We start from the raw sequence: 26,482 nt of genomic DNA, 5'->3' as shown, positions 1-26,482 counted from the left end.
CGTCCTTGTGCTGTCCGGATAACAGGACAGTCATTTCGATCCCGCCCGGACGCCTGGGGCCGGGACCGGCAACCTGAGGAGACAGCCCGATGCAATACATGGCCCTGATCTACACCGACCCGGCCAAGGCCCCCGAGATGGGGGAGAAGATGAATGGCGAGTATTTCGAGCTTACGAAAAGGATGCGGGAGGCCGGGGTGATGCGGGCGGGCGACGCCCTGCATCCGGTATCGAGCGCGACCTCGGTTCGCGTGCGCGGCGGCAAGGTCGAGACGATGGACGGACCCTTTGCCGAGACAAAGGAACATCTCGGAGGTTACTACCTCATTGACTGCGCCGATCTGGACGAGGCGATCAAATGGGCAGCGCAGATCCCCGGGGCGCAGTTCGGCACGGTAGAATTGCGCCCGGTCGTGGTGTTCAGGTGAGCGATGATCCGGCGCGCGCGGCCCTCGAGGCCGCGCTTCGCGCTGACCGCGGGCGGCTGCTGGCCGCCCTGATCGCCCGGACCGGGGATTTCCAGCTGGCCGAGGATGCCTTGCAGGACGCGACCGAGGCGGCTCTGGTCCATTGGCGGCGCAGCGGGCCGCCGGTCTCGCCACAGGGCTGGATCCTGCGGGTCGGCTGGCGCAAGGCGCTGGACCGGCTGCGCCGCCGGGCGCGCGACCAGCGCCATCTGGAGGCGGAAACCGTTCTCGCCGCCGAGGAGGGGGCCGAGATGACGCCCGAGGACATTGCCGATGACCGCCTACGCCTGATCTTCACCTGCTGCCATCCGGCCCTGGAGCCGAAATCGCGCATAGCCCTGACCCTCAGGACGATCGGCGGGCTGACGACAGCGGAAATTGCCCGCGCGTTTCTCGACAGCGAAACGGCGATGGGACAGCGGCTCAGCCGAGCAAAAGCCAAGATCGCTACCGCCGGGATTCCCTTTGCCATCCCGGGGCCGGAGCTTTGGGCCGAGCGACTCGGCTCGGTTCTGGCAGTGATCTACCTCATTTTCAACGAAGGCTATTCGGTCGGGCGGCACGAGGCGCCAGTCCGGACCGATCTTTGTGAAGAGGCGATCTTTCTGGCCCGGCTGGTCGATGTCCTGCGCCCCGGCGATGCCGAGATCGAGGGGCTTCTTGCCCTGCTGTTGCTGACCCATTGCCGCCGCTGCGCCCGCCATGACGCCGCCGGACAATTGGTTCCGCTGCAGGATCAGGACACCAACCTGTGGGATGCCGATCAGCGGCAGGAGGGGCTGGACCTGCTCGACCGCGCCATCGCGCGCAGTGCGCCGGGTCCTTTTCAGATCAAGGCGGCGATCGCGGCCCTGCATGTCACCGCCGGTCCTGCAGGCACTGACTGGCTGCAGATCACCGCGCTTTATCGGGCACTGTTGCGATACGAGCCGACCGCAGTGGTCCGGTTGAACCTTGCCGTCGCGATTGGCGAGGCCGGCGATCTGACCGGGGCGTTGGCAGAACTTGGGGCGGTCTCGGAAGACCTTACGGATTACCAGCCCTATCATGCCGCGCGGGCCGAATTCCTCGGCCGGGCAGGGCGGCTGGACGAATCGATTGCATCCTATGACCGGGCAATCACCCTTGCCACAAATTCCGCGGACGCCGAATTTCTTTGCAACCGTCGGGAAAAACTGCGCGAACGTTGGGCGTCGTGACGCTGCGATGCAGAAAGCAAAAAAAAGGCCGAGCAGAAGCTCGGCCCAAGTCCAACAGGGAGGTATGAGGAAGTGAGAGAAACTCGATCACCGCCTCGCCGACCGATCTAGGGGGGCGAACGAGTCGGTTCAAGTGAAGAATGCTGCTAGTGCAGCAACGCCGCTATGCGTTTTTCGCATGGCGATATTTTTGTCACATGAAAACAAGGCAGAAGCGGGGTCTTCTCGCCCCCTTGGTTCACAGTCTGAAATCGTCTCGTCGCAAGAGGCGTCGATCAGATCTGCTGGCGTTTCCTGTAGGCGAAAATCTCTTCCATCACAAAATCGCGGAAGGCCGCCACGCGTTTCGAATGGCGCAGCTCTTCCGGGTAGGCGATGAAGACTGGAACCTCCCCAGACTCGATCTCGGGCAGGACGCGAACCAGGTTCGGGAAGTCATCCAGGAGATAGTCGGGCAGAACGCCGATCCCCAGATCGTTCAGAACCGCCTGAAGCACCCCGAAATAATTGTTCACCGTCAGCGTCGACGGGATGTCGTAGGCCATGAGCTGTTGAACCAGATGCGCGCCGGCTGCGACCTGCGGGGTCGAGGCATGCTGGCTGATGAGGCGATGCTGCGACAGATCCTCGGGTCGGGTCGGGGTGCCGTTCTTCTCCAGATAGGCCGGGCTCGCGTAAAGCTGCATCCGGATATTCATAAGTCGCTTGCGGATCAGGTCGGCCTGGCTCGGTTCCTTCATGCGGATGGCCACGTCGGCCTCGCGCATCGGCAGGTCGAGCACACGCTCTTCAAGCATCAGGTCGATCTTGAGCGACGGATATTTCTCGTAAAGCGTGCCCAGCCGCGGGGCCAGCCAGAGCGTGCCGAAGCCGGTGGTCGTGGTCACCCGCAGCTCACCGAGAACTTCGTCCTCCGCGTCGCGGATGCGGGCTGCGGCGGCGTCGAGCCGTTTGACCATCGCCTGGGTCGCGTCGAACAGCAGTTCGCCTTGCTCGGTCAGGATCAGCCCGCGCGCATGGCGATGGAATAGGGTCGTGTTCAGGCTCTCTTCAAGCGCGCGGATCTGGCGCGAGACGGCGGACTGCGACAGATGCAGGCTTTCGCCGGCATGGGTCAGGCTGCCGGCATCGGCCACGGCATGAAATATCCTGAGTTTATCCCAATCCATAACGAAATTCCCGCCGATGAGCGCAGCATTATCTAAGATCGACATGCCTGCCTTGCAATGATGGCATGGCTCGAGATCTTTCCGCAATGCGGCATCGTTGCCGAATTGCCGCTTCGCTTTGGCTGCGACGGCGCAAGACCGAAGGAATTCGTCACCAGCCTGTCATCTTTTGTGGCGCAAATCCCAATACGGACGTAGGAGGACGCGATCGCTTTGGGGGAGCCATTCAGGGCATGAACAGACGGCAGGTCACGCGGGATATCACCTATGCCTATTCCGCCCGGTCCAAGCCCGGTCGGGCATTCATCCGCGTTCTTGAAAATGCCACTGGCCGCCTGTCGCTGATCCGCCGGGCCGACGGCTATGAACGCGAGGTTGCCGCGGGTCGCAGCTTCTGGGAGGTGATCTCCGAGCGCTACGGCCTGTCGCTTGATGTGGTCGGCGGGTCGCTGGCGCAGATCCCGGCCAACGGACCGCTGATCCTGATCGCCAATCATCCCTACGGTATCCTCGACGGTCTGATGATGGGTCATCTGCTGGACCGGGTCAGAGGCGATTTCCGCATCCTGGCGAACTCGGTCTTCCGCCGGGCCGAGGAGCTGAACCGCGTGATCCTGCCCATCTCCTTCGACGAGACGAAGGAAGCCGTGAAGCTGAACCTCCAGACCCGTGCCGAGGCGTTTCGCTACCTCGCGCAGGGCGGGGCGATCGGCGTGTTTCCGGGCGGCACCGTCTCGACTTCGGCGAGACCCTTTTCCCGGCCGATGGACCCAGGCTGGCGGAACTTCACCGCCAAGATGATAGCGAAATCGGATGCGACCGTCGTGCCGGTCTATTTCGCCGGCCATAACAGTCGTCTTTTCCAGTTGGCCAGTCACATCCACTCGAACTTGCGGCTTGGCCTGCTCATCAAGGAATTCCGCGCGCGGGTGGACGAGCCGGTGCGCGTCGTCATCGGCCAGCCCATCGCGGCGGCCGAGTTGCAACCGCTCAAGGCCGACCCGAAGGCGCTGATGGATCATCTGCGCCGCGCCACCTATGCCCTTTCGCCGGAACCGCTCAAGTCCTATGACTACGGCTACGAGTTCGAGCAGAGATACCGGGCGCAGTAGCTTTCGCTGACCCCGGAAGAGAAGGGGCGAAACATGGCGGTTGGCATCTTCGATTCCGGTCTGGGCGGCCTGACGGTCTACGAGGCGGTCGCCAAGCGCCTGCCAGACGTGCCCTTCGTCTATTACGGCGACAACGCCCATGCACCTTATGGCGTGCGCGATGCCGATGACATCTTCAACCTGACCTGCGCCGGGGTGGAGCGGCTCTGGGCCGAGGGCTGCGATCTGGTGATCCTGGCCTGCAACACCGCCTCGGCCGCCGCGCTGAAGCGGATGCAGGAAACCTGGGTCCCGAAGGACAAGCGGGTGCTCGGCGTCTTCGTGCCGCTGATCGAGGCGCTGACCGAACGGCAATGGGGCGACAACTCGCCGCCCCGCGAGGTGGCCGTCAAGCATGTGGCGCTGTTCGCGACGCCTGCCACCGTGTCGTCCCGTGCCTTCCAGCGCGAACTCGCGTTCCGCGCCATCGGCGTCGATGTCGAGGCCCAGCCCTGCGGCGGCGTGGTCGATGCGATCGAGGCGGGGGACGAGATGCTGGCCGAGGCGCTCGTGCGGTCGCATGTCGAGGCGCTGAAGCGGCGTATGCCGCATCCCGAGGCGGCGATCCTCGGTTGCACCCATTATCCCCTGTTGGAAAAGACCTTTGCCGAGGCGCTCGGGTCGGGCGTAAAGGTCTATTCGCAGGCCAATCTCGTCGCCGAAAGCCTGGCCGACTACCTTGCCCGCCGGCCCGAGTTCCGCGGGACGGGTAAGACGCCGAAGTTCCTCACGACCGGCGATCCGAAGAAGGTATCGGACAAGGCGACGCAGTTCCTGCGACATCGGATCGAGTTCGAGGCGGCCTGACCGCTCGGGGACGGATCTCGAATTCATCCTCACGGATTCGTCCGGTCGTGACGCCACGTCATGGCCGGAATACCTATTGTTTCCAGTCTTCTGCCTTGTTCTTGCCGCACAGCACCGCCATCTCGCGCTCGTACCGGTGAACCGGACGATGTACTGAACTCAGGTGATTCAAATGTTCGACTTCAACCGCAGCGTTCTTGCGGCAGCCTTTGCCGCCCTGATGGCCGGCCCGGCGATGGCCGCGACCGTGACCGAGGGCGATCTTGGCGATTTCTCCGGCAGCTACTCGACCCCGACCGTGATCGCGAATGGCGCGACGCAGGTGGACGGCGTCTGGTCGGGCGGCGGTGACTACGATCTTCTCGCCTTCACCGGCCTGAAAGCCGGTGCGCAAGCCATCACCCTGACCTTCGCGCCGCTGAGCCCGATCGGCGACACCGACTGGTCGTTCTCGGCCGGCGGCACTGTGCTGTGGAAGACTTCGCAGTTCCTTTACAGCGCCTGGGAAGGCAACTGGCTGGCCTCGGTCGGCATCCAGCACTGGAACCGGAACAACGACTTCACCTGGACCATCAACCTGGGCGACGATTTCGGTGGCTCGCTCTATCTCGCGCTGCTGAACACCTACGGTACGCTGAGATACTCGATCTTCGCACCGGGCAATGCTTCTGCAAGCGTGACGCCGACCGATCCGGTCATCGTACCGGATGAGCCGGTTCCGGCCGCCGTCCCGCTGCCCGCCGCCGCGCCGCTCCTGCTGGCGGGCCTTGGGGCGCTTGGCGCTGCGGGAGTCGCCCGCCGTCGCAAGGCGGTCTGATCGCCGGGGCACGACCGCCCCTGCAAAATCAATCGGTTGGCCGGTGTCTGCCCGCGCGGACGCCGGCCTTTCGCTTTCGCTTTTCCCTTGCCATTCCGGGGTGTTTCCCCCATCACTCCCCCGTCTCATCCAAGGGGGACCACCCATGACCCAGAACATCGCCATTCTCGGAGCCTCCGGCTACACCGGGGCGGAGCTTGTCCGCCTGATCGCGACGCATCCCTCGATGCGGATCGCGGCGCTGACCGGCGACCGAAAGGCGGGCATGGCGATGGCCGAGGTCTTCCCGTTCCTGCGCCATCTTGACCTGCCGGACCTGACGAAGATCGAAGATGTCGATTTCTCCAGTATCGACTTGGCCTTCTGCGCCCTTCCTCATGCAACGTCTCAGGCGGTAATCGCCCAGTTGCCGAGCGACCTCAAGGTGGTGGACCTCTCCGCGGATTTCCGGCTGCGGGATCTCTCTGCCTATGAAAAATGGTACGGCAAGCCGCATTCGGCGCCCGACCTGCAGATAGAGGCCGTCTATGGCCTGACCGAGTTCTACCGTCCCGAGATCACGGCGGCGCGGCTGGTCGCCGGAACCGGCTGCAATGCCGCGACCGGGCAATATGCGCTGCGCCCGCTGATCCAGAAGCAGGTGATCGACCTTGACCGGATCATCATCGACCTCAAGGCCGGGGTCAGCGGGGCGGGGCGCAGCCTGAAGGAAAACCTGCTTCATGCGGAGCTTTCCGAGGGCACCCACGCCTATTCCGCCGGCGGCAAGCACCGGCACCTGGGCGAATTCGACCAGGAGTTCTCGAAGATCGCCGGCCGCCCTGTTCAGGTGCAGTTCACGCCGCACCTGCTGCCCATGAACCGCGGCATCCTTGCCACCGCCTATGTCGACGGCGACCCGGCGGCGGTCCATACCACGCTGGCCGAGGCGTATCAGGGCGAGCCGTTCCTCAAGGTGCTGCCTTTTGGCGCACTCCCCTCGACGCGCGATATCCGCGGATCCAACTATGTCCATATCGGTGTGACCGGCGACCGGATGGCTGGCCGTGCCGTTGTGGTGGCTGTTCTCGACAACCTCTGCAAGGGATCGTCGGGGCAAGCCATCCAGAATGCGAACCTGATGTTGGGCATCGAAGAGACGGCCGGGCTGATGCTCGCTCCCGTCTTCCCGTGAGGCGAGAATGCGAGGGCTGAAGAAGAAGCGTCGCGTCCAGATCGTCTTACTGGCGGTCGTGGCGCTGTTGGTGGCGACCGGCCTGATCGGCTACGCCATGCGCGACGGCATCAACTATTTCCGCACGCCAACCCAGGTTGCCGAAGCCCCTCCGGGGCCGTCCGAGGTCTTCCGTATCGGCGGTCTGGTCGAAGAGGGCACGCTGGTGCGGGGGCAGGGCGAGACGGTGACGTTCCGGGTGACTGATACGAACAAGAGCGTGCCGGTCGCCTATACCGGCGTGCTTCCCGATCTGTTCAAGGAAGGCCAGGGCATGGTCGGGACCGGTTCGATGCAGGACGGCACCTTCGTTGCCACGGAAATCCTCGCCAAGCATGACGAAAGCTACATGCCGAAAGAGGTCGTCGACGCTCTGAAGGAGCAGGGTGTCTATGTCGATCCGAAGGCGGCTCCGAGCGGTTCGTAACGCCCGCGTTAACCCTCCTGTCCCACCCTCCCTTCCGTGACGCGCGGGGGAGCGTGAGGCAGGAGAGACCATGATATCGGTTCAGGAACTGGCCGAAGAGATTGTTGCCCGCGAGGGCGGCTTCGTGAACGATCCAGACGATCCGGGCGGCGCGACCAATCTGGGCGTGACCCTTGCAACCCTCCGGCGCCTGGGGTTGGATCTGACCGGCGACGGGCAGGTGGCCGAGGATGACCTGCGGCGACTGACGCGGGCAGAGGCGGTGCAGATCTTCATCCGGCACTACTTCGAAACGCCGAATTTGGGCGCCTTGCCCGAAGTGCTGCACCCGGACGTTTTCGACATGTATGTGAATGCCGGCTCGAATGCGGTGAAGGTCCTGCAACGTCTGCTGACTCAGATGGGTTTCGCCTGCTCTGACGATGGCGTGGTCGGTCCGTTGACGATCCGGGCCGCGCAGCTCGCGTGGGATGCGGCCCCGGCCTATCTGGCCGACGCCTATGCCATCGCGCGGCGCAACTACTACTACGCCCTTGCCGACGCACGGCCCGCCAGCCGCAAGTTCGCGCGGCGCAAGGATGGAGGCAAGGGCGGCTGGATTGCCCGGGCAGAGGTGTTCATGGCTGCGAAGTACCGCCTGACCGACGCACAGCACAAGGCAAGGGTGGCGGCATGGGGTTGATCGGGACGATCCTCGGAAATTCCGGCGCAGTCGAGGCCGTGGGCTCGACGGTCAAGACTGTTGCCGAGGTCTTCACCCCGAATGCGACCCGGCAGATGGAAATTTCGGCCGAAGCGCAGGAAGCCGCTCTGACGCAGTTCTCGACCGAGTTCCAGGCCACGGGTGATGGGCGGTTTGATCGCATCGTCAATGGGTTGAACCGCCTGCCGCGCCCGCTTCTGGCCTTCGGCACGCTTGGCCTGTTCGTTTATGCGATGGTAGCACCTCAGAGCTTCGGCGAGCGGATGGCAGGCCTCGCCCAGGTGCCCGAGCCGTTGTGGTGGCTTCTTGGCGCGGTCGTCAGCTTCTATTTCGGCGCGCGTGAGGCGCATTACTTTCGCACGCGACCCGCAGCCTTGGCCAAGGCGGTGAAGACAGCGGCGACCGTGCCGCCTGACGCAGAGAATGCCGCGCTGGAAGACTGGCGGCGGTCGCAGACCTAGCGCTCCCCGATTCCTTCTTTGCAAAAATGCCCTGCGGGCGGGGCGGGGGGCGCAATGCCCCCCGTTTCCATGGCTGCCGCATCAGAGCGGTCGCACCTTGAGCTTGGTGATGCGGTTGTCCTGTCGCCCGGCGACCTGGAAGCGGAAGCCGTGAAAGCTGAACGCCTGGCCCTCGTTCGGGATCATCTGCGCCTCGTGGATGACCAGTCCGGCGACGGTATTCGCCTCGTCATCGGGCAGCGACCAGTCCATCGTCCGGTTCAGGTCGCGGATCGTCATCGATCCCTCGACAAGATAGTCGCCATCCGCCGCGCGCTTCAGCACTGTCGTCGGTGCGATGTCGAACTCGTCGGCAATGTCGCCCACGATCTCTTCGAGGATATCCTCGAGCGTGATGAGCCCCTCGAGCGCACCGTATTCATCGACGACCAGGGCGAAATGGGTGCGCCGCTTTAGGAATTCGCGCATCTGCTCGTCCAGCGTCGTGGTGTCCGGGATGAAGTAGGGCTTCATCGCGACCTTGAGGATGTCGAGGTCCGCCAACGCCGCCGGGTCGGCCTCGGGGCCGCGCAACAGGCTGTCGACCTCGCGCAGTAGGTCCTTGGCATGGACGACGCCAAGGATGTTCTCGGGACTTTCGCGATAGACCGGCAACCGCGTGTGCCGCGAGGCGAGGCACTGGGTCAGGATCGCGTCGGGCGAAGCATCCGCATCGATCATCTCGATCTGGCTGCGGTGGCGCATGATCTCGTCCACGGTGCGGTCTGTCAGGTCGAGCGCGCCCATCAGGCGGTCGCGATGTTCCTTCTCCACCGCGCCGCCGGAATGGCCAAGGGCGATGGCGCCGACGATCTCCTCGCGCAGCGCCAGCATGTGGCCATCGGGGTCCGTCTTGACGCCGAACAGCCGAAGAATACCCCGGACGGCGGCCCGCACCACGGTCACGATGGGCGAAAAAACCCGGATCACGATCAGGATCAGCGGTGCAACCCGGGTCGAGACTGCTTCGGCATTGCTGATCGCATAGGTCTTGGGCAGCACCTCACCGAAAATCAGGACCAGCAGTGTCATCACGAAGGTAGCAATCGCCACGCCGCTGTCGCCGAAGAGACGGGTCAGCGCGGCGGTGGCGAGCGCGGCCGAGGTGATGTTGACGACATTGTTGCCCAGAAGCAGCGCACCGATCATCCGCTCGTTGTCATCAGTGACTTTCAACGCTGAGGTGGCCCCCGTCGACCCCTTGTCGGCTTGTGCCCTGAGCTTGCCCCGAGACGCGGCGGTCAGGGCTGTCTCCGATCCGGAAAAGAAGGCTGACATCACCAGAAGCGCGACGATGGCAGCGCATGTCAGCCAGAATGATGTATCGAGACTGGAGAAATCCATCAGGGCACCCTAGAAACCTGCCCCGCTTATGCGGCGCAGGACAAGTTGCACGCAAGGCGTCAGTCGGTGTCGCGGGCGAGGGGATGGTGGGTCAGGACAAGTGACTTCAGGCGTTCGTCCAGAACATGCGTGTAGATCTCGGTCGTGGCGAGATCGGCATGGCCAAGCAGCGTCTGGATCACGCGCAGGTCGGCGCCGCCTTCCAGAAGATGGGTGGCGAAGGCATGGCGCAGGGTGTGGGGCGTTACCCGTTCCGGGTCGATCCGGGCGTTCAGGGCGAGCGTCTTGACCAGCGAATGGAAGCTCTGGCGGGTCAGGTGCCCTTCCTTGCCGCCCGCGGGAAAGACGAAGCGGGACGGCGGGATACCCTTGGTGCGCGCCAGATCCTCGTCCCGGTCGCGAACCGCGAGCCACGCTGTCAGCGCCGCACGGGCAGGTGTGGACAGAGGAACCATCCGTTCCTTGCCGCCCTTGCCCCGGACGAGGATCATGCGCGGATCGCCCCGGACCGCCGCAATCGGCAGTTCCACCAGTTCCGAAACCCGAAGGCCGGTCGCATAGATCAGTTCCATGAGGCAGCGGTTGCGCAGGCGCTCGCCCTCGTCGCGCCCCGTGGTAGCAGCAGCGGTCAGAAGCGCGTCGACCTCGGCCTGGCTCAGCGTCTTGGGCAGGCGCTGCATCCGGCCCGGTCCCTTGATCGGCAGGGCCGGGTTGTCGGCGCGAAAGCCCTCCTCATGGGCAAAGCGGTACATCTGGCGGATGGCTGACAGACGCCGGGCGCGGGTGGCCTTGGACAGGCCCTGTGCCTCGCAGAAGACAAGGTAATTCTCGACCTCGGCCCGGCCTGCCTGCGCAAAGTCGCTACCGCGCCGCTCCAGCCAGTCGGCGAAATCCTTCAGGTCCCGGCCATAGGCAAGGCGCGTGTTGCGCGCGGCATCCCGTTCCGCCGACTGCGCCTCGAGGAAGGCTGAGATCCAGCGGTCCATCGCCTTAGCCCCTGCGTTCCAGGAGCATCAGTTCCAGTGCGGTCTGCCGGGCGGCATCCTCGAGCCCGACCTTGCGCAGGAGCGAAAGCCCTGTCGTCACCCCCTTGAGGTCGCTGCTCAGCCCCTTGGCGATTTCGTCGATCGCATTCAGGATCGCCTCACCCACCCGGTTGTCAGCCAGAAGCAGCTTCGACTGGGCCGAAAGCTCGGGCCTTGTGAATGCCGGCGCGATCGCCCGTCCCAGACTGTCGGGCGCGGTCGTTCCGACCAGGCTGCCGCGAGCCAGCCCCAGCAGGAACCCTTCGGCAATATCGACCGGCTTGTACCCCGTGGTGAGCTTTCGGTAGTCCGGCGACAGAAGCTCGATGCGAAAGGCCAGGCTCGCGGCATAGCCCTTGAGCGGCAGCGCGGCGAGTGGCGCGGCGAAGATCGTGGCGAAGGGCACCTCAAGCTCGCTCGTCACCATCAGGTCCCAGACGCCGGGCAGCATCTCGGCCACATCGGTTGTATTCTGTGCCGCGATCGCGGCCTCGAGCTTCTGGATCCCCGCAGCCCTGTCCCAGACACCGCCAGAGGCAGCCGGTTTACGCAGGGTGTATAGCCCCAAAAGCTGGTTCGGCGGCACGGCGCCGGCACGGGCAAGGCGTTCCGCCGCGTCGAGTTGTGCCTTCCAGCCCGCGGTTTCGCGCAGTTCGGCATGGGCGAAGGCGAGCGGAAGCTGCGTCGTGGGCAAGGGCTGGCCTACGGCCTCGTACATCCGCCAGACAAGAGGCGAGGGGCGGTCGGGGATCGGAAGGTCAGGCGCGCCATCCGACAGTTCGGGGTCGAGGAACCGGGCCAGCAATTCCTCCTCGTCTGCGCTGACATAGCCGAGCGCCTCGGCCGTGCGCAGCGTCAGCGCCGCGGCGTTCCAGTCGCCCGAGCGGGCCAGGCAAAAGACTCGTGCCGGAAAGGTCGGCGCAAGGGTTGGCGATTCCTGCATCTTCTTGCAGGCCGCATCCTCGTCGCCAGTCAGAAGCGCCACGTCGAATTCGCGGCGAAAGACCTCGGGGTCGTTGCTTTCGGCCACATCGATCAGCGCGGCGACCTGATCCAGCGCGCCCATGTCGAGCAGCGCGTCGATCCGCGCCAGAAGGAGCGTACCCGATCCCCCGGAATCGGCAGGTGGTTCGGACTCGGCCAAAAGCACCGCGGTCAGCAGCGATTGCAGGGCCGGCAATGTTCCCGGTCGGGGTTGGCGGATCAGGGCCGCGATCTCTTCGGTGCGGCCAAGCCCCCAGAGACTCGACGGCAGTCCTGTGACGGCGGGGGGCAAGAGGCCGACTGCATCGGGCGAGGGCGCCCCGATGACACTGACCGCGATATCTGCCCCGATCGCTGCGCCACTGGTCACTGCGGGTTCCTCGGGCTTGGCAGGAAGGGGCGCGACGGGTTCGTTGATCGAGTTCGACAGCCAGTCGATCGCGGACAGTGGCGCCTCCGCCCAGGCGGGCGGCGCCAGGAACGCCAACATCAGAAGGGCGACGCGCCCCGTCTCAGTTGACATCCAGCGTCACCGGCACGGTCACCGGGGCCTGTTGTGGTGTGAGGTCCCCGAAGTAGGCAAACACGGCCAGAACCGCCACCGCCAGAACCGCCAGAACCAGAACTGCGATGAAAATGCGTGCCATGCCTGCCTTGCCTTGTTCCGTTTCTTGTCAGCCTGCGATGCGCGGGGCATCGCCTGCCGCTCCCATGCCCGTTCCGGGTCTCGATGTCGAGCGGTGCGAATATATATGGCATTCTCTGCGACTTCACGCCATTCAAGGCAGAAAGTTGAACTTGCGCGGGACGCTGCCGAAATTGGGTGGACGGCTGAACAAAACCGTCGTGATGGTGGGAATGATGGGCGCCGGCAAGACGGCCGTCGGTACGGCGCTGGCCCGGATGCTGGGCGTGCCCTTCCTCGATTCGGACGAGGAAATCGTCCGCGCCGCCCATCGCTCGATCGCCGAGATCTTCGAGCGTGACGGCGAGCCGTTCTTCCGGGCGCGGGAAACCGAGGTGCTGGCCCGCCTGCTGCGCGGCGAGCCCTGCATCCTGTCGACCGGCGGCGGCGCCTTTCTGGCCGAGACGAACCGCAAGCTGGTTGCCGAGCAGGGCGTATCGGTCTGGCTGAAGGCAGATCTTGATCTTCTGTGGCAGCGGGTCCGCCACAAGACGACGCGCCCGCTTCTGCGCACGGCCAACCCGCGCGAGACCTTGCGGACGATCTACGAGGCGCGGGTGCCGATCTATGCGCTGGCTGATGTGACGGTCGAGAGCAGCCCGTCCTATTCCGTCGACGAGATGGCTGGACGAGTGCTGACGGCCCTGCAGGCGCGCCCCGACCTATGGGAAGGAAAGTGACATGACGATCCAGACGGTTCCGGTCGCGCTTGGGGCGCGGTCCTATGAGGTGCGCATCGGCGAGGGGCTGATCGATCGCGCCGGGGCCGAGATCGTACGTCTCCTGAAGCGCAAGCGGGTGGCGATCGTCACCGAGAACCGCGTCGCGCCCCTGCATCTGGCACGGCTTCAGGCGGCGCTTGAGGCCGAAGGCATCGCATCCTCGGCGCTGGTGCTGCCTGCAGGCGAGGGGACCAAGGACTGGGCGCACCTCGCGCGGGCGACCGAATGGCTGCTGGAGCAGAAGGTTGAACGGCGCGATGTCGTGGTGGCGCTTGGCGGCGGCGTGATCGGCGACCTGATCGGTTTTGCCTCGGCCATCCTGCGCCGGGGCGTACGTTTCGTGCAGGTTCCGACCTCGCTTCTGGCGCAGGTGGACAGCTCGGTTGGTGGCAAGACCGGGATCAACACCGCTCAGGGCAAGAACCTTGTCGGAGCCTTCCACCAGCCGAGTCTCGTGCTGGCCGATATCGGCGTGCTCGAGTCGCTGCCGGCCCGTGATTTCCTTGCGGGCTATGGCGAGGTGGTCAAGTACGGCCTGCTCGGCGATCCCTTGTTCTTCGAATGGCTCGAGGTCGAGGGGCCGAGACTTTCGACCGATGCCGCCCTGCGCCAGCGCGCCGTCCTGCGTTCGGTCGAGATGAAGGCTGGCATCGTCGAGCGCGACGAGACCGAGGAGGGCGAGCGCGCGCTTCTCAATCTTGGGCACACTTTCTGCCACGCGCTGGAATCCGCGACCGGCTATTCCGACAGATTGCTGCATGGCGAGGGTGTGGCCATTGGCTGCGCTCTGGCCTTCGAACTCAGCCAGCGTCTTGGCCTGTGTTCGCAGGAGGCGCCAAGCCGGGTCCGCGCCCATCTGAAGGCGATGGGCATGAAGACCGACCTTGCCGACATTCCGGGCGAGTTGCCGGGGGCTGAGGCGCTGCTCGCGCTGATGGCGCAGGACAAGAAGGTGATCGACGGGCGGCTGCGTTTCATTCTCGCGCGGGGGATCGGTCAGGCCTTCGTCGCCGACGACGTGCCGGGAGATGTGGTCAAACGGCTACTGACTGACGCGCTTCAGGGCAAAGCCGGTTGATCCCGCCGCAGCCTTGGCCTAATTGATCAAATTCCCGAGTGCCCGAGGTAGCGCGCATGAACGCTGAAGATCGCAACATCCCGACGCATGAGGTCACCTACGGCCGCTTGCGCGACATGGTGCTTTTTGGCGTGCTCGAACCGGGCCAGCCGGTGACGATCCAGGGCCTGATCCGCGACCTCGACGCCGGCATGACGCCGGTGCGCGAGGCGATCCGCCGCCTGACCGCCGAAGGGGCGCTGCTGTTGCAGGGCAACCGTCGCGTCGTGGTGCCGCCGATGACCGAGACGCTGCTCGACCAGATCGCCTTCGCCCGGCTGACCATCGAGCCCAAGCTCGCCGAACTGGCCGGGCCGCGCCTGAGCGCCGAGCAGATCGACGGGCTGGAACGCATCGACCACGGCATCGATGCGGCGATCGAACGCGGGGACGTGCACGATTATCTCGAAGGCAATACCCGCTTTCACTTTACGCTCTACGATGCCGCCGAGGCCAATGTGCTGAACGACATGGCCCGCTCGCTCTGGCTGCGCTTTGGCCCGGCGCTCCGTGTCGTTTGCGCCCGGATCGGGGCGCAGAACCTGCCCGACCAGCATGAAGAGGCGCTGGCTGCACTGCGCGCAGGCGATTTCGCCGCCCTCTCGAAGGCCATCGAGAAAGACATCGAGCAGGGCGTCGAACAGGTGCGGGCGGCGCTCAAGGCGGGCGAAGTCTGAGCCTCGGGGCGGTGCAGAAATAATTTGATCAAATCTTGCGCGACGGTCGGTTTTGATCATATTGTCGCAGCATGAGAGGTGCCGATTCCGGCGCCGAACCGGGGCAGGGGGCCAGGGCGGCCTGTCCGCGCCCGGACCAAGTCCGAGGATGCCATGAACAAGATCACCAACCACCTGCCGACCGCCGAGCTGCAGCGCCTCGACGCCGCGCATCACATGCATCCCTTCACCGCGAATGCGGAACTGGCCCAGAAGGGGGCACGCGTCATCACTTCGGCCAAGGGCGTGTGGCTGAAGGACAGCGAGGGCCACAAGATCCTCGACGCCATGGCAGGCCTGTGGTGCGTGAACATCGGCTACGGCCGCAAGGAACTGGCCGAGGCCGCTGCCCGCCAGATGGAAGAACTGAGCTATTACAACACCTTCTTCCAGACCACCCATGTTCCGGCCATCGCGCTGGCCGCCAAGCTCGCCGAGCTTGCCCCGGGCGATCTGAACCACGTCTTCTTCGCCGGTTCGGGCTCGGAGGCCAATGACACCAACATCCGCCTCGTCCGCCGCTACTGGCAGGTCAAGGGCCAGCCCGAAAAGCGCACGATCATCGGTCGCTGGAACGGCTATCACGGCTCGACCCTCGGCGGCGGTTCGCTCGGCGGGATGAAGTCGATCCATGCCCATGGCGGCAAGATCGAAGGCATCGTCCATATCGACGAGCCGAACTGGTGGGCCCAGGGCGGCGACATGTCGCCCGAGGAATTCGGTCTGGCCCGTGCGCGCCAGCTGGAAGAGAAGATCCTTGAGCTTGGCGTCGAGAATGTCGCGGCCTTCATCGGCGAGCCGATCCAGGGCGCCGGCGGCGTGATCGTTCCGCCCTCGACCTACTGGCCGGAAATCCAGCGCATCGTCGACAAGTACGGCATCCTGCTGATCGCCGACGAGGTCATCACCGGTTTCGGCCGCACCGGCAACTGGTTCGGGTCGGAGACCTTCAACATCCGCCCGCATATCATGACCATCGCCAAGGGCCTCAGCTCGGGCTACCAGCCGATCGGCGGGTCGATCGTCTGTGACGAGGTGGCGGCGACCGTCGGCGGCGCGGGCGACTTCAACCACGGCTACACCTATTCGGGTCACCCGGTGGCCGCGGCCGTGGCGCTGGAGAACCTGCGGATCATGCAGGAAGAGAAGATCGTCGATCACGTCCGCGACGTGGCCAATCCCTATCTCGCGGTGAAATGGCAAAGCCTGACCGAGCACCCGCTGGTCGGCGAGGCCAAGCTCGTCGGCCTGATGGGCTCGATCGCGCTGACCCCGAACAAGGCCACCCGCGCCAAGTTCGCCACCGACGAAGGCAAGGTCGGCTATCGTTGCCGCGAGCGCTGCTTTGCCAACGACCTCATCATGCGCCACGTCGGTGACCGCATGATCATCTCGCCGCCCCTGGTCATCGAGCCGTCGGAAATCGACGTGCTCATCGAGCGCGCCTGGAAATCGCTCGACGAGACCTATGCGGCGCTGAAGGCCGACGGCTGGCTGAAGGCCGCCGCGTAACGAAGACCGGCCAAGTCCGGCAGGGAGAAACAGCAACGGGGCGCCTTCGATCGGAGGCGCCCCGTCGGCATTTCCGGGCTTGCGGTGCAACGTCCTGGGGGCAGGACCGGCCCGGAACTGCTGGTGGAAAGTGCCGCGCTGCGGGTCCGAATTTCGTGATCGTGGAATGGCAGGTCCGGACTCAGGCAATTGCGCGGCCCACTCCGCCCGGCCGGCAGAAACAGGACCGGGCGAAGTCTGGCGCGCCGCTTACATCTTCGGCGGCAGAAGCACAGTGTCGATGACGTGGATCACACCGTTCGACTGCATCACGTCGGCGATGGTGACGGTGGCGACATCGTTCATGCCGTCCTTGACCATGATCTTGTCGCCCTTGGCCATGATCGTGTACTCGCAGCCGCCGACCGTCTTGACCTTGATCGCATTGCCCTGCTTCAGCATGTCCAAGATCTTGGCCGAGGTGATGTCACCGGCGACCACATGGCAGGTCAGGATCTTGGTCAGCATCTCCTTGTTTTCCGGCTTCAGCAGGTTCTCAACCGTGCCCGCCGGCAGTTTCGCGAAGGCTTCGTTGGTCGGTGCGAAGACAGTGAAGGGGCCGGGGCCGTTCAGCGTATCGACAAGGTCAGCCGCCTTGACCGCCGCGACCAGCGTGGTGTGATCGGCGGAGTTCACGGCATTCTGGACGATGGTCTTGGTGTCATACATCGCCGCGCCACCGACCATCGGGTTCGCCGCAAGGGCCAGGCTGGTCGTCAGGCAAAGGGCTGCGGCCGCCGTCACGCTCCGGATTGTGAAGGTCATCGAAATTCTCCTCTCTCTGTATGATGCCGGGCGGGGGATCGCCCTTGCATCAGCAGCTACGGAGGCTTCGGCGGAGAAGTTTCAGACCGCTTGCCAGATCACGCTTTCGTTATCCGTTGATCAGCGCGCCGGTCACCAGCACCGGGCCAGTCGGCTGGCCCGTGGTCGAGCCGCCTGCGGGCTCGAGGCTGACTGCAAGCACCATGCCCGGTCCAAGCGCCGGGGCGGGCAGGGTGATCTCCTCACCGCGAAGAAGTCCAAGCGAGGCCGGGATGCCGTCGGCCCCGATCGACCACAGTTCATAGTCGCGGCCCGCTTCTGCCCCCGCGCCGCTGCGCCTTGTCAGCGTGACTGTACCTGCACTGCCATCGTAGCGGGCTTCGAAGAGAAGCGGCTGCGTTTCGGCCCGTAACTCGGCTGTCAGGATGGGTCCGGGCGGTGCGGGCGGCCCGCTGAAGACCAGGATCGCGAGTCCCACCATCGCGGCCGTCACCACCCCGGCAAGGAAACGCCAACCGGCCCATCGGCGCCGTGGCAGAGCCGGGAACAGCCGCGCTTCGATCCGGGGCAGCAAGTCGGGCGGCGGAACCGGAGCAAATCCGGCGTTCAGGGGCGCAAGTCGCTCAGTCCATTGATCGACGAGCGCGGCAAAGCCCGCGTCGATCCGGATCCGCGCCTCGGCTGCCGCCCGCCCTGCCGGGTCGAGCAGGCCCAGCACATATTCCGCGGCCAGTGCGTCCGGATCGTCATCGGGTGGGGGCAGGTCACGGTCGCTCATCGCTCCATGCACTCCTTCAGCCTTTGCAGGCTGCGGCGGAGCCAGGTCCGCATCGTGTTGAGCGGAACGCCGAACCGTTCGGCGAGCTCCTGGTAGGACTGGCCATTCAGATAGGCGCCCGTGATCGCCGCCGCCCGGTCGGGCTCGAGTTCCCCCATACAATCGGCGATCCGGCGGCTTTCGCCCAAGGCGACGATGCGATCCTCGGCGCCAGGCCGGTCATCGGCGACAAGCTCGAGAACCGAGTCATCCTGCGATACCGGCGTGGTTGGGCGGGCGCGCAGCCGATCGATTGCATGGTTGCGGGCGATGGCGATCAGCCACGTCATGCCACGCCCCTTTGCCGGATCGAAGCGTCGGGCATTGAGCCATACCCTGGTGAACACTTCCTGTAACGCATCCTCTGCCTCGGACCTCGTGCCGAGGATACGAAGCGCGACGCCGAAGAGTTTCGCCGATGCCGCAGCATAGAGCGCCCGGAAGGCCGCCCGATCACCATCCGCGACACGCGACAGGAGGGGGGCCAGGGGATCGTCGTTCGTCATGCGGCGGGCGATCTTTCTTAGCGGATCGCACCAGACTAGCGGGTTCCGATCCGCCGCGAAACCGTCATCCGCGCCGCCGCCGCCGCCCGCCATCGGCGCCGCCACCGCCGCCGGTGTTGAAGCTCACCTCGGGCAAGCTGACCACCTTGCCGAGTTCCGGGAAGGGATCGACGGCATGGGGAATGGCGTTGGCATTGACGAAATGCTCCTGAAAGCGCGGCTCGATCGCGGTCTCGACCTTGTGGATGTGGTGGACCGTTTCCTCGATCGCCGCCCGTGACGCCTTGTTGCACAGAGCGATGCGCGCACCCGTGCCGGCGGCGTTGCCGGCCGATATCACATGGTCGAGCGGCACGTCGGGGATCATCCCCAGCACCATCGCGTGTTTGGGGCTGATATGCGCACCGAAGGCCCCTGCCAGCGTGACCTTGTCGACCTTGTCGACGCCCATCTCGTCCATCAGCAGCCGTGCCCCGGCATAGAGCGCCGACTTGGCCAGCTGGATCGCGCGGATGTCGCCCTGCGTGACCATGATCTTCGGTCCGCCGCTCTCGCTGCCGTCGTAGACGAGGTAGCTGTGCGTCCGGCCATAGGGGATCGAGCGGTCAGTGCCGGTCTGTTCGGCGCTGCCAATCAGGCCACCGGGATCGACAAGGCCCGCCATGCGCATCTCGGCGACCGCCTCGATGATGCCCGAGCCGCAGATGCCGGTGACGCCGGTGGTCTTCGTGGCTTCGGCAAAGCCCGGATCGTCCGACCAGAGGTCGCTGCCGATCACGCGGAAGCGTGGCTCCTTGGTGACCGGATCGATCTCGACCCGCTCGATTGCGCCGGGGGCCGCGCGCTGGCCCGAGGAAATCTGCGCGCCCTCGAAGGCGGGGCCCGTCGGCGAGGAACAGGCAAGCACCCGCGTCTCGTTTCCCAAGAGCAGCTCGGCATTGGTGCCGACATCGACGATCAGCACCATGTCCTTGGATTTGTTCGGCTCTTCCGACAGCGCCACAGCAGCGCAGTCGGCGCCGACATGGCCGGCGATGCAGGGCAACACATAAACTCGCGCCTCGCGGTTGACCGAAGTCAGGTCAAGGTCGCGCGCATCGAGGTCGAGGCTCCCCGAGGTTGCGAGCGCGAAGGGCGCCTGACCGAGTTCGACCGGGTCGATGCCGAGGAGAAGGTGGTGCATCACCGGGTTGCAGACGAAGACGATCTCGTAGATCGCCGTAGCCTCAACCTTGGCTTCCTCCGCAATCGCGGTGACGAGCGTGTTCAGGGCCTGCCGGACCGCAGCTGTCATTTCCTGATCGCCGCCGGGATTCATCATCGCGTAGCTGACCCGGCTCATCAGGTCCTCGCCGAAGCGGATCTGCGGGTTCATCAGGCCGGAAGAGGCCAGCACGCGCCCGTCCGACAGATCGCAAAGATGCGCGGCGATGGTGGTGGAGCCGAGGTCGATGGCAAGGCCCAGAAGCGGCCCCTCGTGGAAGCCCGGCCAGATGTCGAGAATGCGCGGACGGGCATCGCGGTGGCCCTGGTGCAGCGCGACCGTCACCTTCCACTCGCCTTTGCGCAGGGCGGGCTGAAGGCGGCGGAGCAGGGCGAGGTCGGCTTCGACATCCTTGACCTGCCATTGCGCGTCGAGCGCCCGGGCAAGCCGCTCGAAATCGCCGGTCGGTTCGTGCATGTCGGGTTCCTCGACCTCGACATAGAGAAGCCGCGTGGCGGGATCCATGGCGATGACCCGCTCGGTTGCCGACTTGCGGATGACCTGCTTGTGGACCTGGCTTTCCGGCGGCACGTCGATGACGATGTCACCCATGACCTTGGCCTGGCAGCCCAGGCGGCGGCCCTTCGGCAGACCGCGGATGCGGTCGTAGCGGTCCTCGACCGCGTTCCAGTCGGACAGCGCACCCTCATGGACGGTAACGCCGTGCTTCGGGAATTCGCCATAGCCTGGCGTGATCTGGCATTTCGAGCAGATGCCGCGCCCGCCGCACACGGAATCGAGGTCGACGCCCAACTGCCGTGCCGCGGTCAGGACCGGCGTGCCAAGCGCGAAACGGCCGCGCTTGCCCGAGGGGGTGAAGATCACGAGTGCGTCGTCAGACATCGCAAGGCCTCCGTTTCCGTCAGTCTATCTAGGAACGGGTGGTGGATGCGCCATGCCTGTTCGCGGCGCAAGGCGGCGCGGAAGCGTCATCCTGAGTCACGGATACGATTTTTCTGCGAAAAATCAGAATTTTCGCGAGAAAATTCGCTTCAGCAGATGACCCGGAAAAACCCTGAACTGCAGATCACGATCCACTGGCCTCCCGTTTCGACAAGATGAAATCCCCTGGATCGGACCTCGGCGACGAAGCGGTTCCGGCCAATCTCCCGGTCGATCCAGGCAAGGTCGCGGCGGATTACGCCGCCCTTGGACACAGCCTTGGCCGAGAAAACCTCCTCGATCCAGCCTTCCGGATCAGCAATGCGTATAGGGCCCATGCCCCGGATTTTCTCCGGGCCATGGTTAAGGACGCGTTATCAGGCGCGGGCGCGACGACCGCCGCGGCGACCGGAGGTCGCCTGCGAGGCGGCGGCTGAGGCTTCCGCGAAGGTCGCACCGGCTTCGACGGCCTCGATCACTTTCGAGAAGCGGATCCACTCCCCGCCATTCGGGTCGTGGTTCATCAGGAAGTTGGCGGCGCGGATCGCCTCCATCTCGACCTGACGGACGGGGTTCATGATGGCCGAGGTCATGCCGGCACCGATCGCCATCGGCAGGAAGGCCGCGTTGATGCCGTGGCGGTGGGGCAGGCCGAAGGAGATGTTCGAAGCGCCGCAGGTGGTGTTGACGCCCAGTTCCTCGCGGAGTTTCCGGACCAGCGCGAAAACTTGCTGACCGGCGGTCGCCATCGCGCCGACCGGCATCACCAGCGGGTCGACCACGATGTCATGCGCCGGGATGCCGAAATCTGCGGCGCGCTGGACGATCTTCTTGGCCACGGCGAAGCGAACCTCGGGGTCGGGCGAAATGCCGGTGTCGTCGTTCGAGATCGCCACGACCGGCACGTTGTATTTCTTCACCAGCGGCAGCACGCGCTCCAGCCGCTCTTCCTCGCCGGTGACGGAGTTCAGGAGCGGACGGCCCTCGCAGGCGGCCAAACCCGCCTCCAGCGCTGCCGGAACCGATGAGTCGATGCAGAGCGGCACGTCGGTGATCGCCTGGATGCGGGCGATGAGTTCGCGCATCAGCGGCGGTTCGACGAAGTTGTTGTCGGCATAGCGCGGGTCTTCGGCCATCTTGTTGGTGAAGACCGCGCCCGAGTTGACGTCCAGAACCGTGGCACCGCAAGCGACTTGCTGGAGCGCATCGATCTCGACTGTGGTGAAGTCTCCCGCTTCCAGCTCGGCGGCGAGTTTCTTGCGGCCGGTCGGGTTGATGCGCTCGCCAATCACGCAGAAGGGTTCGTCGAAACCGATGATGACGGTTTTCGATTTGGATTCAAGAACGGTACGGGTCATTGTTCAACCTGTCTTTCAAGCGTGGGAGGCAGGAACGCCCGAGGCGCCGCCGTTTTCGGTGGCCCAGGTGGCATTGGTCTTGATGCCGCCGAGGGGGAAGAAGTGGACGCGCTCGATGTTGAAGCCGGGCGTCTTGGCCTTGTGCGCAGCGAGTTCGGTCAGGAACTCGGTCGGCTCGTAGGGCAGCAGGAGCTTCGTCACATCCATCGCGCGCTTCTGCAGCACGCGGAGCGACGGGCCGACGCCGCAGGCGACGGCGAACTTGATGAGGGTTTGGAGCTTGGCCGGACCCGCGACGCCGATATGGATCGGCAGCTTGATGCCCTCGGCCGCGAGACGGTTGGCCCAGGCGATGACCGGGCCGGCTTCGAAGCAGAACTGGGTCGCGATCGCCATCTGGGCATCCGTCCGCTCGGAGAATTTCTGCTTCCAGCGCAGGGCGTCCATCACGGCGCGGTCCGAGCCGTCGGGATCAATGTCCTTGTTGCCTTCGGGGTGGCCGGCGACGTGGAGCCGCTCGAAGCCGTCGAAGAGGCCGGTCTCGATCATCTGCATCGAGCTGTCGAACTCGCCAGCCGGTGTGGTCACGCCGCCACCGAGCAGCAGGGCCTGCTTGATGCCCGCCTCGCCCTGGTAACGGGCGATCCAGTCGGAGAGTTCGGCCTTGCTCTTGATGATACGCGCCGGGAAGTGCGGCATGACGGTGAAGCCTTCGCCGGAGATCCGCTTGGCGGTTGCGACCATTTCCTCGATCGGCGTGCCTTCGATATGGGCAATGTAGACGCGCGTGCCGGCTGGCAGGATGTCGCGGAAGTTTTCGACCTTCTCGGCGGTGCGCGGCATCACCTCGATCGAGAAGCCGGCAAGCAGCGCCTCAAGCTCCGGGTTCACGCCCGATGGGGCAGCGGCCTCGCGGCGGAAGTTGAACAGGGCCATGTCCGGTCTCCTCTGGGCGCTCTCAGGCCCGGCCTTCGTTGTCGATCAGCGCCTTCAGGCGCGGCATGTCGTATTCGGCTTCCAGCCGGGCCGCCTCGGAACGGGCGACTTCGTCCTGATCGCCCTCCTTCTCATAGGGGGCGGCCTTGCGCCATTCGGCCATGTAGGCGTCGGCATCCTTTGCTCCGATCTTCATGGCGCAGCGGTCGATCGCCTGTTCGAAGCGTTCGCTGAGCTGCACCTTGGATCCGCGCCGGCCCTTGCCGACGATCACCTGGGCGGGAATGTCGCGCCAGTAGACGATCGTGACCTCGGGCATGTGCTGATTCCCCCTGCCGTTTCTGCGTCCGTTCTACGGAGCGGAGCGCGACATCCGCTGTCGGTTTTCGACATCTTCGTGACGCGGAGCGACCCTTGCTGCCGACCCCGCATCTTCTACCGCAACCGGCTTCCTCGTGCGACAGCCCCAAGGGATCATTCTCTTCATCATCAAGATGAATCCTGTCGATGGCCTGCGACTCTCCGGCAGGCTTCTGGCGGATCATGGTCTTGCGTGGCGTGGTTCCGGGGGCTAGGTTGATCCCAACCACGATTGGAGGGCGAAAATGACGCCCGAGCGTCCCTTGGGTGCGGACGCGATCCCGACGTCGGCCGCTGCCCAATGGGTCGCAGAGCCGCCGGGCGAACCGTCTGGCACCCGCATGGCCGAGGACGACCGTCTATATGCGGCGCTCGATCTCGGAACGAACAGTTGCCGGATGCTGATTGCCCAGCCGAAGGGCAGTCAGTTTACGGTGATCGACAGTTTTTCCAAGACCGTCCAGCTCGGTGTCGGGCTGGAGGCGTCGGGGAGACTGAGTCGTGCCTCGATGAACCGGACGGTCCAGGCGCTGCGTATCTGTCAGAAGAAGATCGAGAAACACGGCGTGCGGCGGATGCGCCTTGTCGCAACCGAAGCCTGCCGTCGCGCCCGGAATTCCAAGGACTTCATCCGGCAGGTCCGCCGCGAGACCGGGCTGCAACTCGAGATCATCCAGCCCGAGGAAGAGGCGCGGCTGGCGGTGATTTCCTGCGCGCCGCTTGTGTCTCGGCGGACCGAGCAGCTTCTGGTCGTCGATATTGGTGGCGGTTCGACGGAACTGGTCTGGATCGATCTGTCCGATGTCGCGCCGGAAGATCGGCCGCGATCGATCATGCGCCTGCATGCCGGGTTCCAGTCGCAAGGCGAGGGCGCGGCGCGGGTGGTGGACTGGATCTCGGTGCCGCTCGGGGTCGCAACGCTCCGCGATCAGTTCCACGATGTCGAGGACGATGCGGCGCGCTTTGCGCTGATGAGTTGGTTCTTCGAGGAACATCTGTCGAAGTTCTCGCCTTACAACGCCGACAACCCGCGCGAGGGATTCCAGATCATCGGCACCAGCGGCACGGTGACGACGGTCGCTGCCTCGTTCCTTGGCCTGCGGCGCTATGACCGGGCCAAGGTCGACGGGCTGCGTATGACCTCGGACCAGATCGACACGGTGATCCGCGATTACCTGACGCTTGGGCCGGAGGGCCGGCGGACCGATCCGCGGATCGGGCGCGACCGCCACGCCCTTATCATGTCGGGAGCAGCGATCCTCCAGGCGATGATGCGGATCTGGCCGACGGACCGCCTCTCTGTGGCGGATCGCGGCCTGCGCGAAGGGTTGCTTTATGCCCAGATGAGCGCTGATGGCGTGCTCGAGGACGGACCCTACGAATGACAGAAAAGAAGAACACCACGAAGAACACCTCGGGCCGGGGCCAGCGCGATCTGCGGGTCAAGGTCAAGACCGCGAAGGGGCGCAAGCTGTCCTCGACACTATGGCTCGAGCGGCAGTTGAACGACCCCTACGTCCAGCGGGCAAAACGCGAGGGTTTTCGGGGCAGGGCGGCCTACAAGATCATCGAGCTTGATGACAAGTACGGTTTTCTCAGGCCCGGCGCGCGGGTGGTTGACCTTGGCTGCGCCCCAGGCGGCTGGTGCCAGGTTGCGGTTGAGCGGGTGAATGCACTTGGCCAGAAGGCGGGAAAACCGGTCGGCACAGTCCTTGGCGTGGACCTGCAGGAGGTGGAACCCATTGCCGGGGCGGAAATTCACCGGCTCGATTTCCTGTCGGACGATGCCGACGAGAAGGTCAAGGGCTGGCTCGGTGGCCGCGCCGATGTCGTGATGAGCGACATGGCCGCTGCTGCTTCGGGCCACAAGCAGACAGACCACCTTCGGATCGTGGCGCTGTGCGAGGCGGCGGCGGGATTTGCCTTCGACGTGCTGGAAGAGGGTGGGACGTTCGTCGCCAAGGTGCTGGCCGGTGGGGCCGAAATCGGGCTCCAGACCATGCTGAAGCAGAACTTCGCCAAGGTCGCGAATGTCAAGCCGCCCGCCAGCCGAGCGGACAGCTCGGAGAAATTCGTGGTTGCGACCGGGTTCCGGGGACGCCGCGATCAATCAGAGCCAGAAGCCTGAAATGACGAAGGGCGCCCCGGGGGCGCCCTTTCATCTGGCTGGCGACGTCTCGGATCAGCCGCCCCAGGTGCGAACCGGCCCACAATCCATGTGGACGAAGTTCGATCGAGGATACTTGCCAACGCCACCCGCCGAGCAGGCCAGTGCCGCACGCGATATCTGCCCGACCGAGCGCGAGGAAAGACGCAGGTCAGCAGCCTGACCCTTCATGTGCAGCGAGTTGCGGGCGACGCCGCGCGAATGTTCGCGCAGCATGGCATTGGTTTGCGGGCTGCGGTAACCGGACAGAAGCATGTAGGGTTCGTTGACATCCAGCAGGCGATGCGACGCAGCAGCGATATCGATCGTGCGGCCGTCCATCTTGACCTGGGTGTCGGTCCGCCAATCACGCATGAAGTGGTTCAGTTCCTTCATGACCTGCGGGATGTATTCACCTTCGATCCAGTAGATCGTGTCGATGCTTTCGCCGGTGCGGCCCGAGTACATCCGGATCCGGCGGACATCGCCTGCACCGCGTAGCAGGCCGAAGGCGTTGGAGTAAGTCGGCGCAGCCACCACCATGGTTGCGGCAAACACCCCAATCAACCCACGCCGGGTCATTCCGGCCGAAGTCGAAGATGCCATTTGAAAAGCCTGTCCCGTCGCTCGTGCTGCCTCCGCCTTGACGGCGGATTGTCGCAACTTGTCCCCAATTGCTTCACTTGTATGCCATACTGATTTTCTCGACCCAAGCGTTGATTGACATCAAATTCGCAAAGGCGGGTTAATTGGGCTGAAATTTGCTCACGCACGCGAAACGCTGCCCAGAGGGCGGCGTGGCAGTTCTGTGACAGGGGCGTTGTCTGAATGTCGCGTGGGCATGGACAATT

The 26,482-nt window shown here is 64.9% G+C and carries 29 protein-coding genes; 15 read left to right on the top strand and 14 right to left on the bottom strand.

What is annotated here, in order from left to right:
- Window positions 1–89 precede the first annotated feature (89 nt).
- Window positions 90–428, top strand: coding sequence for a YciI family protein (locus L0V05_RS15080; RefSeq protein ID WP_234871841.1), 339 nt, complete (start codon window positions 90–92; stop codon window positions 426–428).
- Window positions 425–1,666: an RNA polymerase sigma factor gene (locus L0V05_RS15075; RefSeq protein WP_234871839.1), complete on the top strand. Its 1,242-nt coding sequence runs from the start codon at window positions 425–427 to the stop codon at window positions 1,664–1,666. The genes L0V05_RS15080 and L0V05_RS15075 overlap by 4 nt, the downstream gene beginning before the upstream one ends.
- A 275-nt stretch (window positions 1,667–1,941) precedes the next feature.
- Here L0V05_RS15075 and L0V05_RS15070 read toward each other — a convergent pair whose 3' ends face one another.
- The gene (locus tag L0V05_RS15070) at window positions 1,942–2,835 is read right to left on the bottom strand and encodes a LysR family transcriptional regulator (protein WP_234871837.1); all 894 of its coding nucleotides are present in this window, start codon (window positions 2,833–2,835) and stop codon (window positions 1,942–1,944) included.
- Window positions 2,836–3,068: 233 nt separating this feature from the next.
- Here L0V05_RS15070 and L0V05_RS15065 point away from each other — a divergent pair, with 233 nt between their 5' ends.
- The 7 genes from L0V05_RS15065 (at window position 3,069) to L0V05_RS15035 (ending at window position 8,414) form a co-directional block, all read left to right on the top strand.
- Entirely contained in the window at window positions 3,069–3,947 is an 879-nt protein-coding gene (locus L0V05_RS15065; RefSeq protein ID WP_234871835.1) for a lysophospholipid acyltransferase family protein, read from the top strand.
- 33 nt (window positions 3,948–3,980) lie between these two features.
- The gene (locus L0V05_RS15060; RefSeq protein ID WP_234871833.1) at window positions 3,981–4,793 is read left to right on the top strand and encodes a glutamate racemase; all 813 of its coding nucleotides are present in this window, start codon (window positions 3,981–3,983) and stop codon (window positions 4,791–4,793) included.
- Window positions 4,794–4,965: 172 nt separating this feature from the next.
- On the top strand, window positions 4,966–5,610 hold the full coding sequence (locus L0V05_RS15055) for a hypothetical protein (RefSeq protein WP_234871831.1): 645 nt from the start codon (window positions 4,966–4,968) through the stop codon (window positions 5,608–5,610).
- Between the two features lie 145 nt (window positions 5,611–5,755).
- Window positions 5,756–6,784 (top strand): N-acetyl-gamma-glutamyl-phosphate reductase, encoded by a 1,029-nt coding sequence (argC, locus tag L0V05_RS15050; RefSeq protein WP_234871829.1) that lies wholly within the window; start codon window positions 5,756–5,758, stop codon window positions 6,782–6,784.
- A gap of 7 nt (window positions 6,785–6,791) precedes the next feature.
- Window positions 6,792–7,250, top strand: a complete 459-nt coding sequence (ccmE, locus tag L0V05_RS15045) for a cytochrome c maturation protein CcmE (protein ID WP_234871827.1) — start codon at window positions 6,792–6,794, stop codon at window positions 7,248–7,250.
- Between the two features lie 70 nt (window positions 7,251–7,320).
- Window positions 7,321–7,932, top strand: coding sequence for a holin-associated N-acetylmuramidase (locus L0V05_RS15040; RefSeq protein WP_234871825.1), 612 nt, complete (start codon window positions 7,321–7,323; stop codon window positions 7,930–7,932).
- Window positions 7,923–8,414, top strand: coding sequence for a holin family protein (locus L0V05_RS15035; protein WP_234871823.1), 492 nt, complete (start codon window positions 7,923–7,925; stop codon window positions 8,412–8,414). The genes L0V05_RS15040 and L0V05_RS15035 overlap by 10 nt, the downstream gene beginning before the upstream one ends.
- An 81-nt stretch (window positions 8,415–8,495) precedes the next feature.
- On the opposite strand, the gene L0V05_RS15030 is transcribed toward L0V05_RS15035, so the two are convergent.
- Genes L0V05_RS15030 through L0V05_RS20550 form a run of 4 tightly spaced genes read right to left on the bottom strand, consistent with a single transcriptional unit; the run spans window position 8,496 to window position 12,453 of the window.
- Window positions 8,496–9,797, bottom strand: coding sequence for an HlyC/CorC family transporter (locus tag L0V05_RS15030; RefSeq protein ID WP_234871821.1), 1,302 nt, complete (start codon window positions 9,795–9,797; stop codon window positions 8,496–8,498).
- Window positions 9,798–9,856: 59 nt separating this feature from the next.
- Window positions 9,857–10,783, bottom strand: a complete 927-nt coding sequence (locus L0V05_RS15025; protein WP_234871819.1) for a site-specific tyrosine recombinase XerD — start codon at window positions 10,781–10,783, stop codon at window positions 9,857–9,859.
- Between the two features lie 4 nt (window positions 10,784–10,787).
- Window positions 10,788–12,329, bottom strand: a complete 1,542-nt coding sequence (locus tag L0V05_RS15020; RefSeq protein WP_234871817.1) for a hypothetical protein — start codon at window positions 12,327–12,329, stop codon at window positions 10,788–10,790.
- Window positions 12,319–12,453, bottom strand: coding sequence for a hypothetical protein (locus L0V05_RS20550; RefSeq protein ID WP_255683779.1), 135 nt, complete (start codon window positions 12,451–12,453; stop codon window positions 12,319–12,321). Before L0V05_RS20550 ends, L0V05_RS15020 begins: the two co-directional genes overlap by 11 nt.
- Window positions 12,454–12,625: 172 nt before the next feature.
- Between L0V05_RS20550 and L0V05_RS15015 the strand changes: the two genes are divergently transcribed.
- The 4 genes from L0V05_RS15015 (at window position 12,626) to L0V05_RS15000 (ending at window position 16,558) form a co-directional block, all read left to right on the top strand.
- The gene (locus L0V05_RS15015; protein WP_234872222.1) at window positions 12,626–13,171 is read left to right on the top strand and encodes a shikimate kinase; all 546 of its coding nucleotides are present in this window, start codon (window positions 12,626–12,628) and stop codon (window positions 13,169–13,171) included.
- Window position 13,172: 1 nt separating this feature from the next.
- Window positions 13,173–14,291 (top strand): 3-dehydroquinate synthase, encoded by a 1,119-nt coding sequence (gene aroB, locus L0V05_RS15010; RefSeq protein WP_234871815.1) that lies wholly within the window; start codon window positions 13,173–13,175, stop codon window positions 14,289–14,291.
- A gap of 56 nt (window positions 14,292–14,347) precedes the next feature.
- Window positions 14,348–15,007 (top strand): GntR family transcriptional regulator, encoded by a 660-nt coding sequence (locus L0V05_RS15005; protein ID WP_234871813.1) that lies wholly within the window; start codon window positions 14,348–14,350, stop codon window positions 15,005–15,007.
- A gap of 153 nt (window positions 15,008–15,160) precedes the next feature.
- Window positions 15,161–16,558: an aspartate aminotransferase family protein gene (locus tag L0V05_RS15000; RefSeq protein WP_234871811.1), complete on the top strand. Its 1,398-nt coding sequence runs from the start codon at window positions 15,161–15,163 to the stop codon at window positions 16,556–16,558.
- 249 nt (window positions 16,559–16,807) lie between these two features.
- Here the strand turns inward: L0V05_RS15000 and L0V05_RS14995 are convergent, their stop codons facing one another.
- From L0V05_RS14995 to L0V05_RS14960, 8 genes are all read right to left on the bottom strand, one after another.
- Window positions 16,808–17,362, bottom strand: a complete 555-nt coding sequence (locus tag L0V05_RS14995; RefSeq protein ID WP_234871810.1) for a fasciclin domain-containing protein — start codon at window positions 17,360–17,362, stop codon at window positions 16,808–16,810.
- 109 nt (window positions 17,363–17,471) lie between these two features.
- Window positions 17,472–18,140: an anti-sigma factor gene (locus L0V05_RS14990; RefSeq protein ID WP_234871808.1), complete on the bottom strand. Its 669-nt coding sequence runs from the start codon at window positions 18,138–18,140 to the stop codon at window positions 17,472–17,474.
- Window positions 18,137–18,778, bottom strand: coding sequence for a sigma-70 family RNA polymerase sigma factor (locus L0V05_RS14985; RefSeq protein WP_319937890.1), 642 nt, complete (start codon window positions 18,776–18,778; stop codon window positions 18,137–18,139). Before L0V05_RS14985 ends, L0V05_RS14990 begins: the two co-directional genes overlap by 4 nt.
- A complete protein-coding gene (locus L0V05_RS14980; RefSeq protein ID WP_234871807.1) occupies window positions 18,750–20,792 on the bottom strand; it encodes an ASKHA domain-containing protein in 2,043 nt (680 codons plus the stop codon). The genes L0V05_RS14985 and L0V05_RS14980 overlap by 29 nt, the downstream gene beginning before the upstream one ends.
- Window positions 20,793–20,941: 149 nt before the next feature.
- The gene (locus L0V05_RS14975) at window positions 20,942–21,169 is read right to left on the bottom strand and encodes an N-(5'-phosphoribosyl)anthranilate isomerase (RefSeq protein WP_234871805.1); all 228 of its coding nucleotides are present in this window, start codon (window positions 21,167–21,169) and stop codon (window positions 20,942–20,944) included.
- A gap of 39 nt (window positions 21,170–21,208) precedes the next feature.
- Window positions 21,209–22,189, bottom strand: coding sequence for a methyltetrahydrofolate cobalamin methyltransferase (locus tag L0V05_RS14970; RefSeq protein WP_234871803.1), 981 nt, complete (start codon window positions 22,187–22,189; stop codon window positions 21,209–21,211).
- A 15-nt stretch (window positions 22,190–22,204) separates the two neighbouring features.
- Window positions 22,205–23,125 carry a methylenetetrahydrofolate reductase gene (locus L0V05_RS14965; RefSeq protein ID WP_234871801.1) on the bottom strand — a complete coding sequence of 307 codons (921 nt, stop codon included), beginning with the start codon at window positions 23,123–23,125 and terminating at the stop codon, window positions 22,205–22,207.
- A gap of 22 nt (window positions 23,126–23,147) precedes the next feature.
- The gene (locus L0V05_RS14960) at window positions 23,148–23,444 is read right to left on the bottom strand and encodes a virulence factor (protein WP_234871799.1); all 297 of its coding nucleotides are present in this window, start codon (window positions 23,442–23,444) and stop codon (window positions 23,148–23,150) included.
- Window positions 23,445–23,730: 286 nt separating this feature from the next.
- Here L0V05_RS14960 and L0V05_RS14955 point away from each other — a divergent pair, with 286 nt between their 5' ends.
- Together L0V05_RS14955 and L0V05_RS14950 are read left to right on the top strand one after the other, a co-directional pair.
- Complete coding sequence (locus tag L0V05_RS14955; RefSeq protein ID WP_234871797.1) at window positions 23,731–24,870, top strand: Ppx/GppA phosphatase family protein; 1,140 nt, start codon at window positions 23,731–23,733, stop codon at window positions 24,868–24,870.
- Window positions 24,867–25,613 carry an RlmE family RNA methyltransferase gene (locus tag L0V05_RS14950; RefSeq protein WP_234871795.1) on the top strand — a complete coding sequence of 249 codons (747 nt, stop codon included), beginning with the start codon at window positions 24,867–24,869 and terminating at the stop codon, window positions 25,611–25,613. The genes L0V05_RS14955 and L0V05_RS14950 overlap by 4 nt, the downstream gene beginning before the upstream one ends.
- Window positions 25,614–25,667: 54 nt before the next feature.
- Here the strand turns inward: L0V05_RS14950 and mepK are convergent, their stop codons facing one another.
- Window positions 25,668–26,237, bottom strand: coding sequence for a peptidoglycan L,D-endopeptidase MepK (mepK, locus tag L0V05_RS14945; protein WP_234871792.1), 570 nt, complete (start codon window positions 26,235–26,237; stop codon window positions 25,668–25,670).
- Window positions 26,238–26,482: the final 245 nt, after the last annotated feature.

It is taken from the genome of Alitabrizicola rongguiensis (assembly GCF_021491355.1).
Classification (GTDB): Bacteria; Pseudomonadota; Alphaproteobacteria; order Rhodobacterales; family Rhodobacteraceae; genus Aliitabrizicola; species Aliitabrizicola rongguiensis.
Note: the sequence above shows the minus strand (reverse complement) of the source record. Positions and strands in the feature narration are given on the sequence as shown.

What these genes read in the sequence shown, in the direction of transcription:
- L0V05_RS15080 (WP_234871841.1), top strand. Translation starts at nt 90, where the DNA reads ATGCAATACATGGCCCTGATCTACACCGACCCGGCCAAGGCCCCCGAG.
- L0V05_RS15070 (WP_234871837.1), bottom strand. Translation starts at nt 2,835, where the DNA reads ATGGATTGGGATAAACTCAGGATATTTCATGCCGTGGCCGATGCCGGC.
- L0V05_RS15065 (WP_234871835.1), top strand. Translation starts at nt 3,069, where the DNA reads ATGAACAGACGGCAGGTCACGCGGGATATCACCTATGCCTATTCCGCC.
- L0V05_RS15060 (WP_234871833.1), top strand. Translation starts at nt 3,981, where the DNA reads ATGGCGGTTGGCATCTTCGATTCCGGTCTGGGCGGCCTGACGGTCTAC.
- L0V05_RS15055 (WP_234871831.1), top strand. Translation starts at nt 4,966, where the DNA reads ATGTTCGACTTCAACCGCAGCGTTCTTGCGGCAGCCTTTGCCGCCCTG.
- argC (WP_234871829.1), top strand. Translation starts at nt 5,756, where the DNA reads ATGACCCAGAACATCGCCATTCTCGGAGCCTCCGGCTACACCGGGGCG.
- ccmE (WP_234871827.1), top strand. Translation starts at nt 6,792, where the DNA reads ATGCGAGGGCTGAAGAAGAAGCGTCGCGTCCAGATCGTCTTACTGGCG.
- L0V05_RS15040 (WP_234871825.1), top strand. Translation starts at nt 7,321, where the DNA reads ATGATATCGGTTCAGGAACTGGCCGAAGAGATTGTTGCCCGCGAGGGC.
- L0V05_RS15035 (WP_234871823.1), top strand. Translation starts at nt 7,923, where the DNA reads ATGGGGTTGATCGGGACGATCCTCGGAAATTCCGGCGCAGTCGAGGCC.
- L0V05_RS15030 (WP_234871821.1), bottom strand. Translation starts at nt 9,797, where the DNA reads ATGGATTTCTCCAGTCTCGATACATCATTCTGGCTGACATGCGCTGCC.
- L0V05_RS15025 (WP_234871819.1), bottom strand. Translation starts at nt 10,783, where the DNA reads ATGGACCGCTGGATCTCAGCCTTCCTCGAGGCGCAGTCGGCGGAACGG.
- L0V05_RS15020 (WP_234871817.1), bottom strand. Translation starts at nt 12,329, where the DNA reads ATGTCAACTGAGACGGGGCGCGTCGCCCTTCTGATGTTGGCGTTCCTG.
- L0V05_RS20550 (WP_255683779.1), bottom strand. Translation starts at nt 12,453, where the DNA reads ATGGCACGCATTTTCATCGCAGTTCTGGTTCTGGCGGTTCTGGCGGTG.
- aroB (WP_234871815.1), top strand. Translation starts at nt 13,173, where the DNA reads ATGACGATCCAGACGGTTCCGGTCGCGCTTGGGGCGCGGTCCTATGAG.
- L0V05_RS15005 (WP_234871813.1), top strand. Translation starts at nt 14,348, where the DNA reads ATGAACGCTGAAGATCGCAACATCCCGACGCATGAGGTCACCTACGGC.
- L0V05_RS15000 (WP_234871811.1), top strand. Translation starts at nt 15,161, where the DNA reads ATGAACAAGATCACCAACCACCTGCCGACCGCCGAGCTGCAGCGCCTC.
- L0V05_RS14995 (WP_234871810.1), bottom strand. Translation starts at nt 17,362, where the DNA reads ATGACCTTCACAATCCGGAGCGTGACGGCGGCCGCAGCCCTTTGCCTG.
- L0V05_RS14990 (WP_234871808.1), bottom strand. Translation starts at nt 18,140, where the DNA reads ATGAGCGACCGTGACCTGCCCCCACCCGATGACGATCCGGACGCACTG.
- L0V05_RS14985 (WP_319937890.1), bottom strand. Translation starts at nt 18,778, where the DNA reads ATGGCGGGCGGCGGCGGCGGCGCGGATGACGGTTTCGCGGCGGATCGG.
- L0V05_RS14980 (WP_234871807.1), bottom strand. Translation starts at nt 20,792, where the DNA reads ATGTCTGACGACGCACTCGTGATCTTCACCCCCTCGGGCAAGCGCGGC.
- L0V05_RS14975 (WP_234871805.1), bottom strand. Translation starts at nt 21,169, where the DNA reads ATGGGCCCTATACGCATTGCTGATCCGGAAGGCTGGATCGAGGAGGTT.
- L0V05_RS14970 (WP_234871803.1), bottom strand. Translation starts at nt 22,189, where the DNA reads ATGACCCGTACCGTTCTTGAATCCAAATCGAAAACCGTCATCATCGGT.
- L0V05_RS14965 (WP_234871801.1), bottom strand. Translation starts at nt 23,125, where the DNA reads ATGGCCCTGTTCAACTTCCGCCGCGAGGCCGCTGCCCCATCGGGCGTG.
- L0V05_RS14960 (WP_234871799.1), bottom strand. Translation starts at nt 23,444, where the DNA reads ATGCCCGAGGTCACGATCGTCTACTGGCGCGACATTCCCGCCCAGGTG.
- L0V05_RS14955 (WP_234871797.1), top strand. Translation starts at nt 23,731, where the DNA reads ATGACGCCCGAGCGTCCCTTGGGTGCGGACGCGATCCCGACGTCGGCC.
- L0V05_RS14950 (WP_234871795.1), top strand. Translation starts at nt 24,867, where the DNA reads ATGACAGAAAAGAAGAACACCACGAAGAACACCTCGGGCCGGGGCCAG.
- mepK (WP_234871792.1), bottom strand. Translation starts at nt 26,237, where the DNA reads ATGGCATCTTCGACTTCGGCCGGAATGACCCGGCGTGGGTTGATTGGG.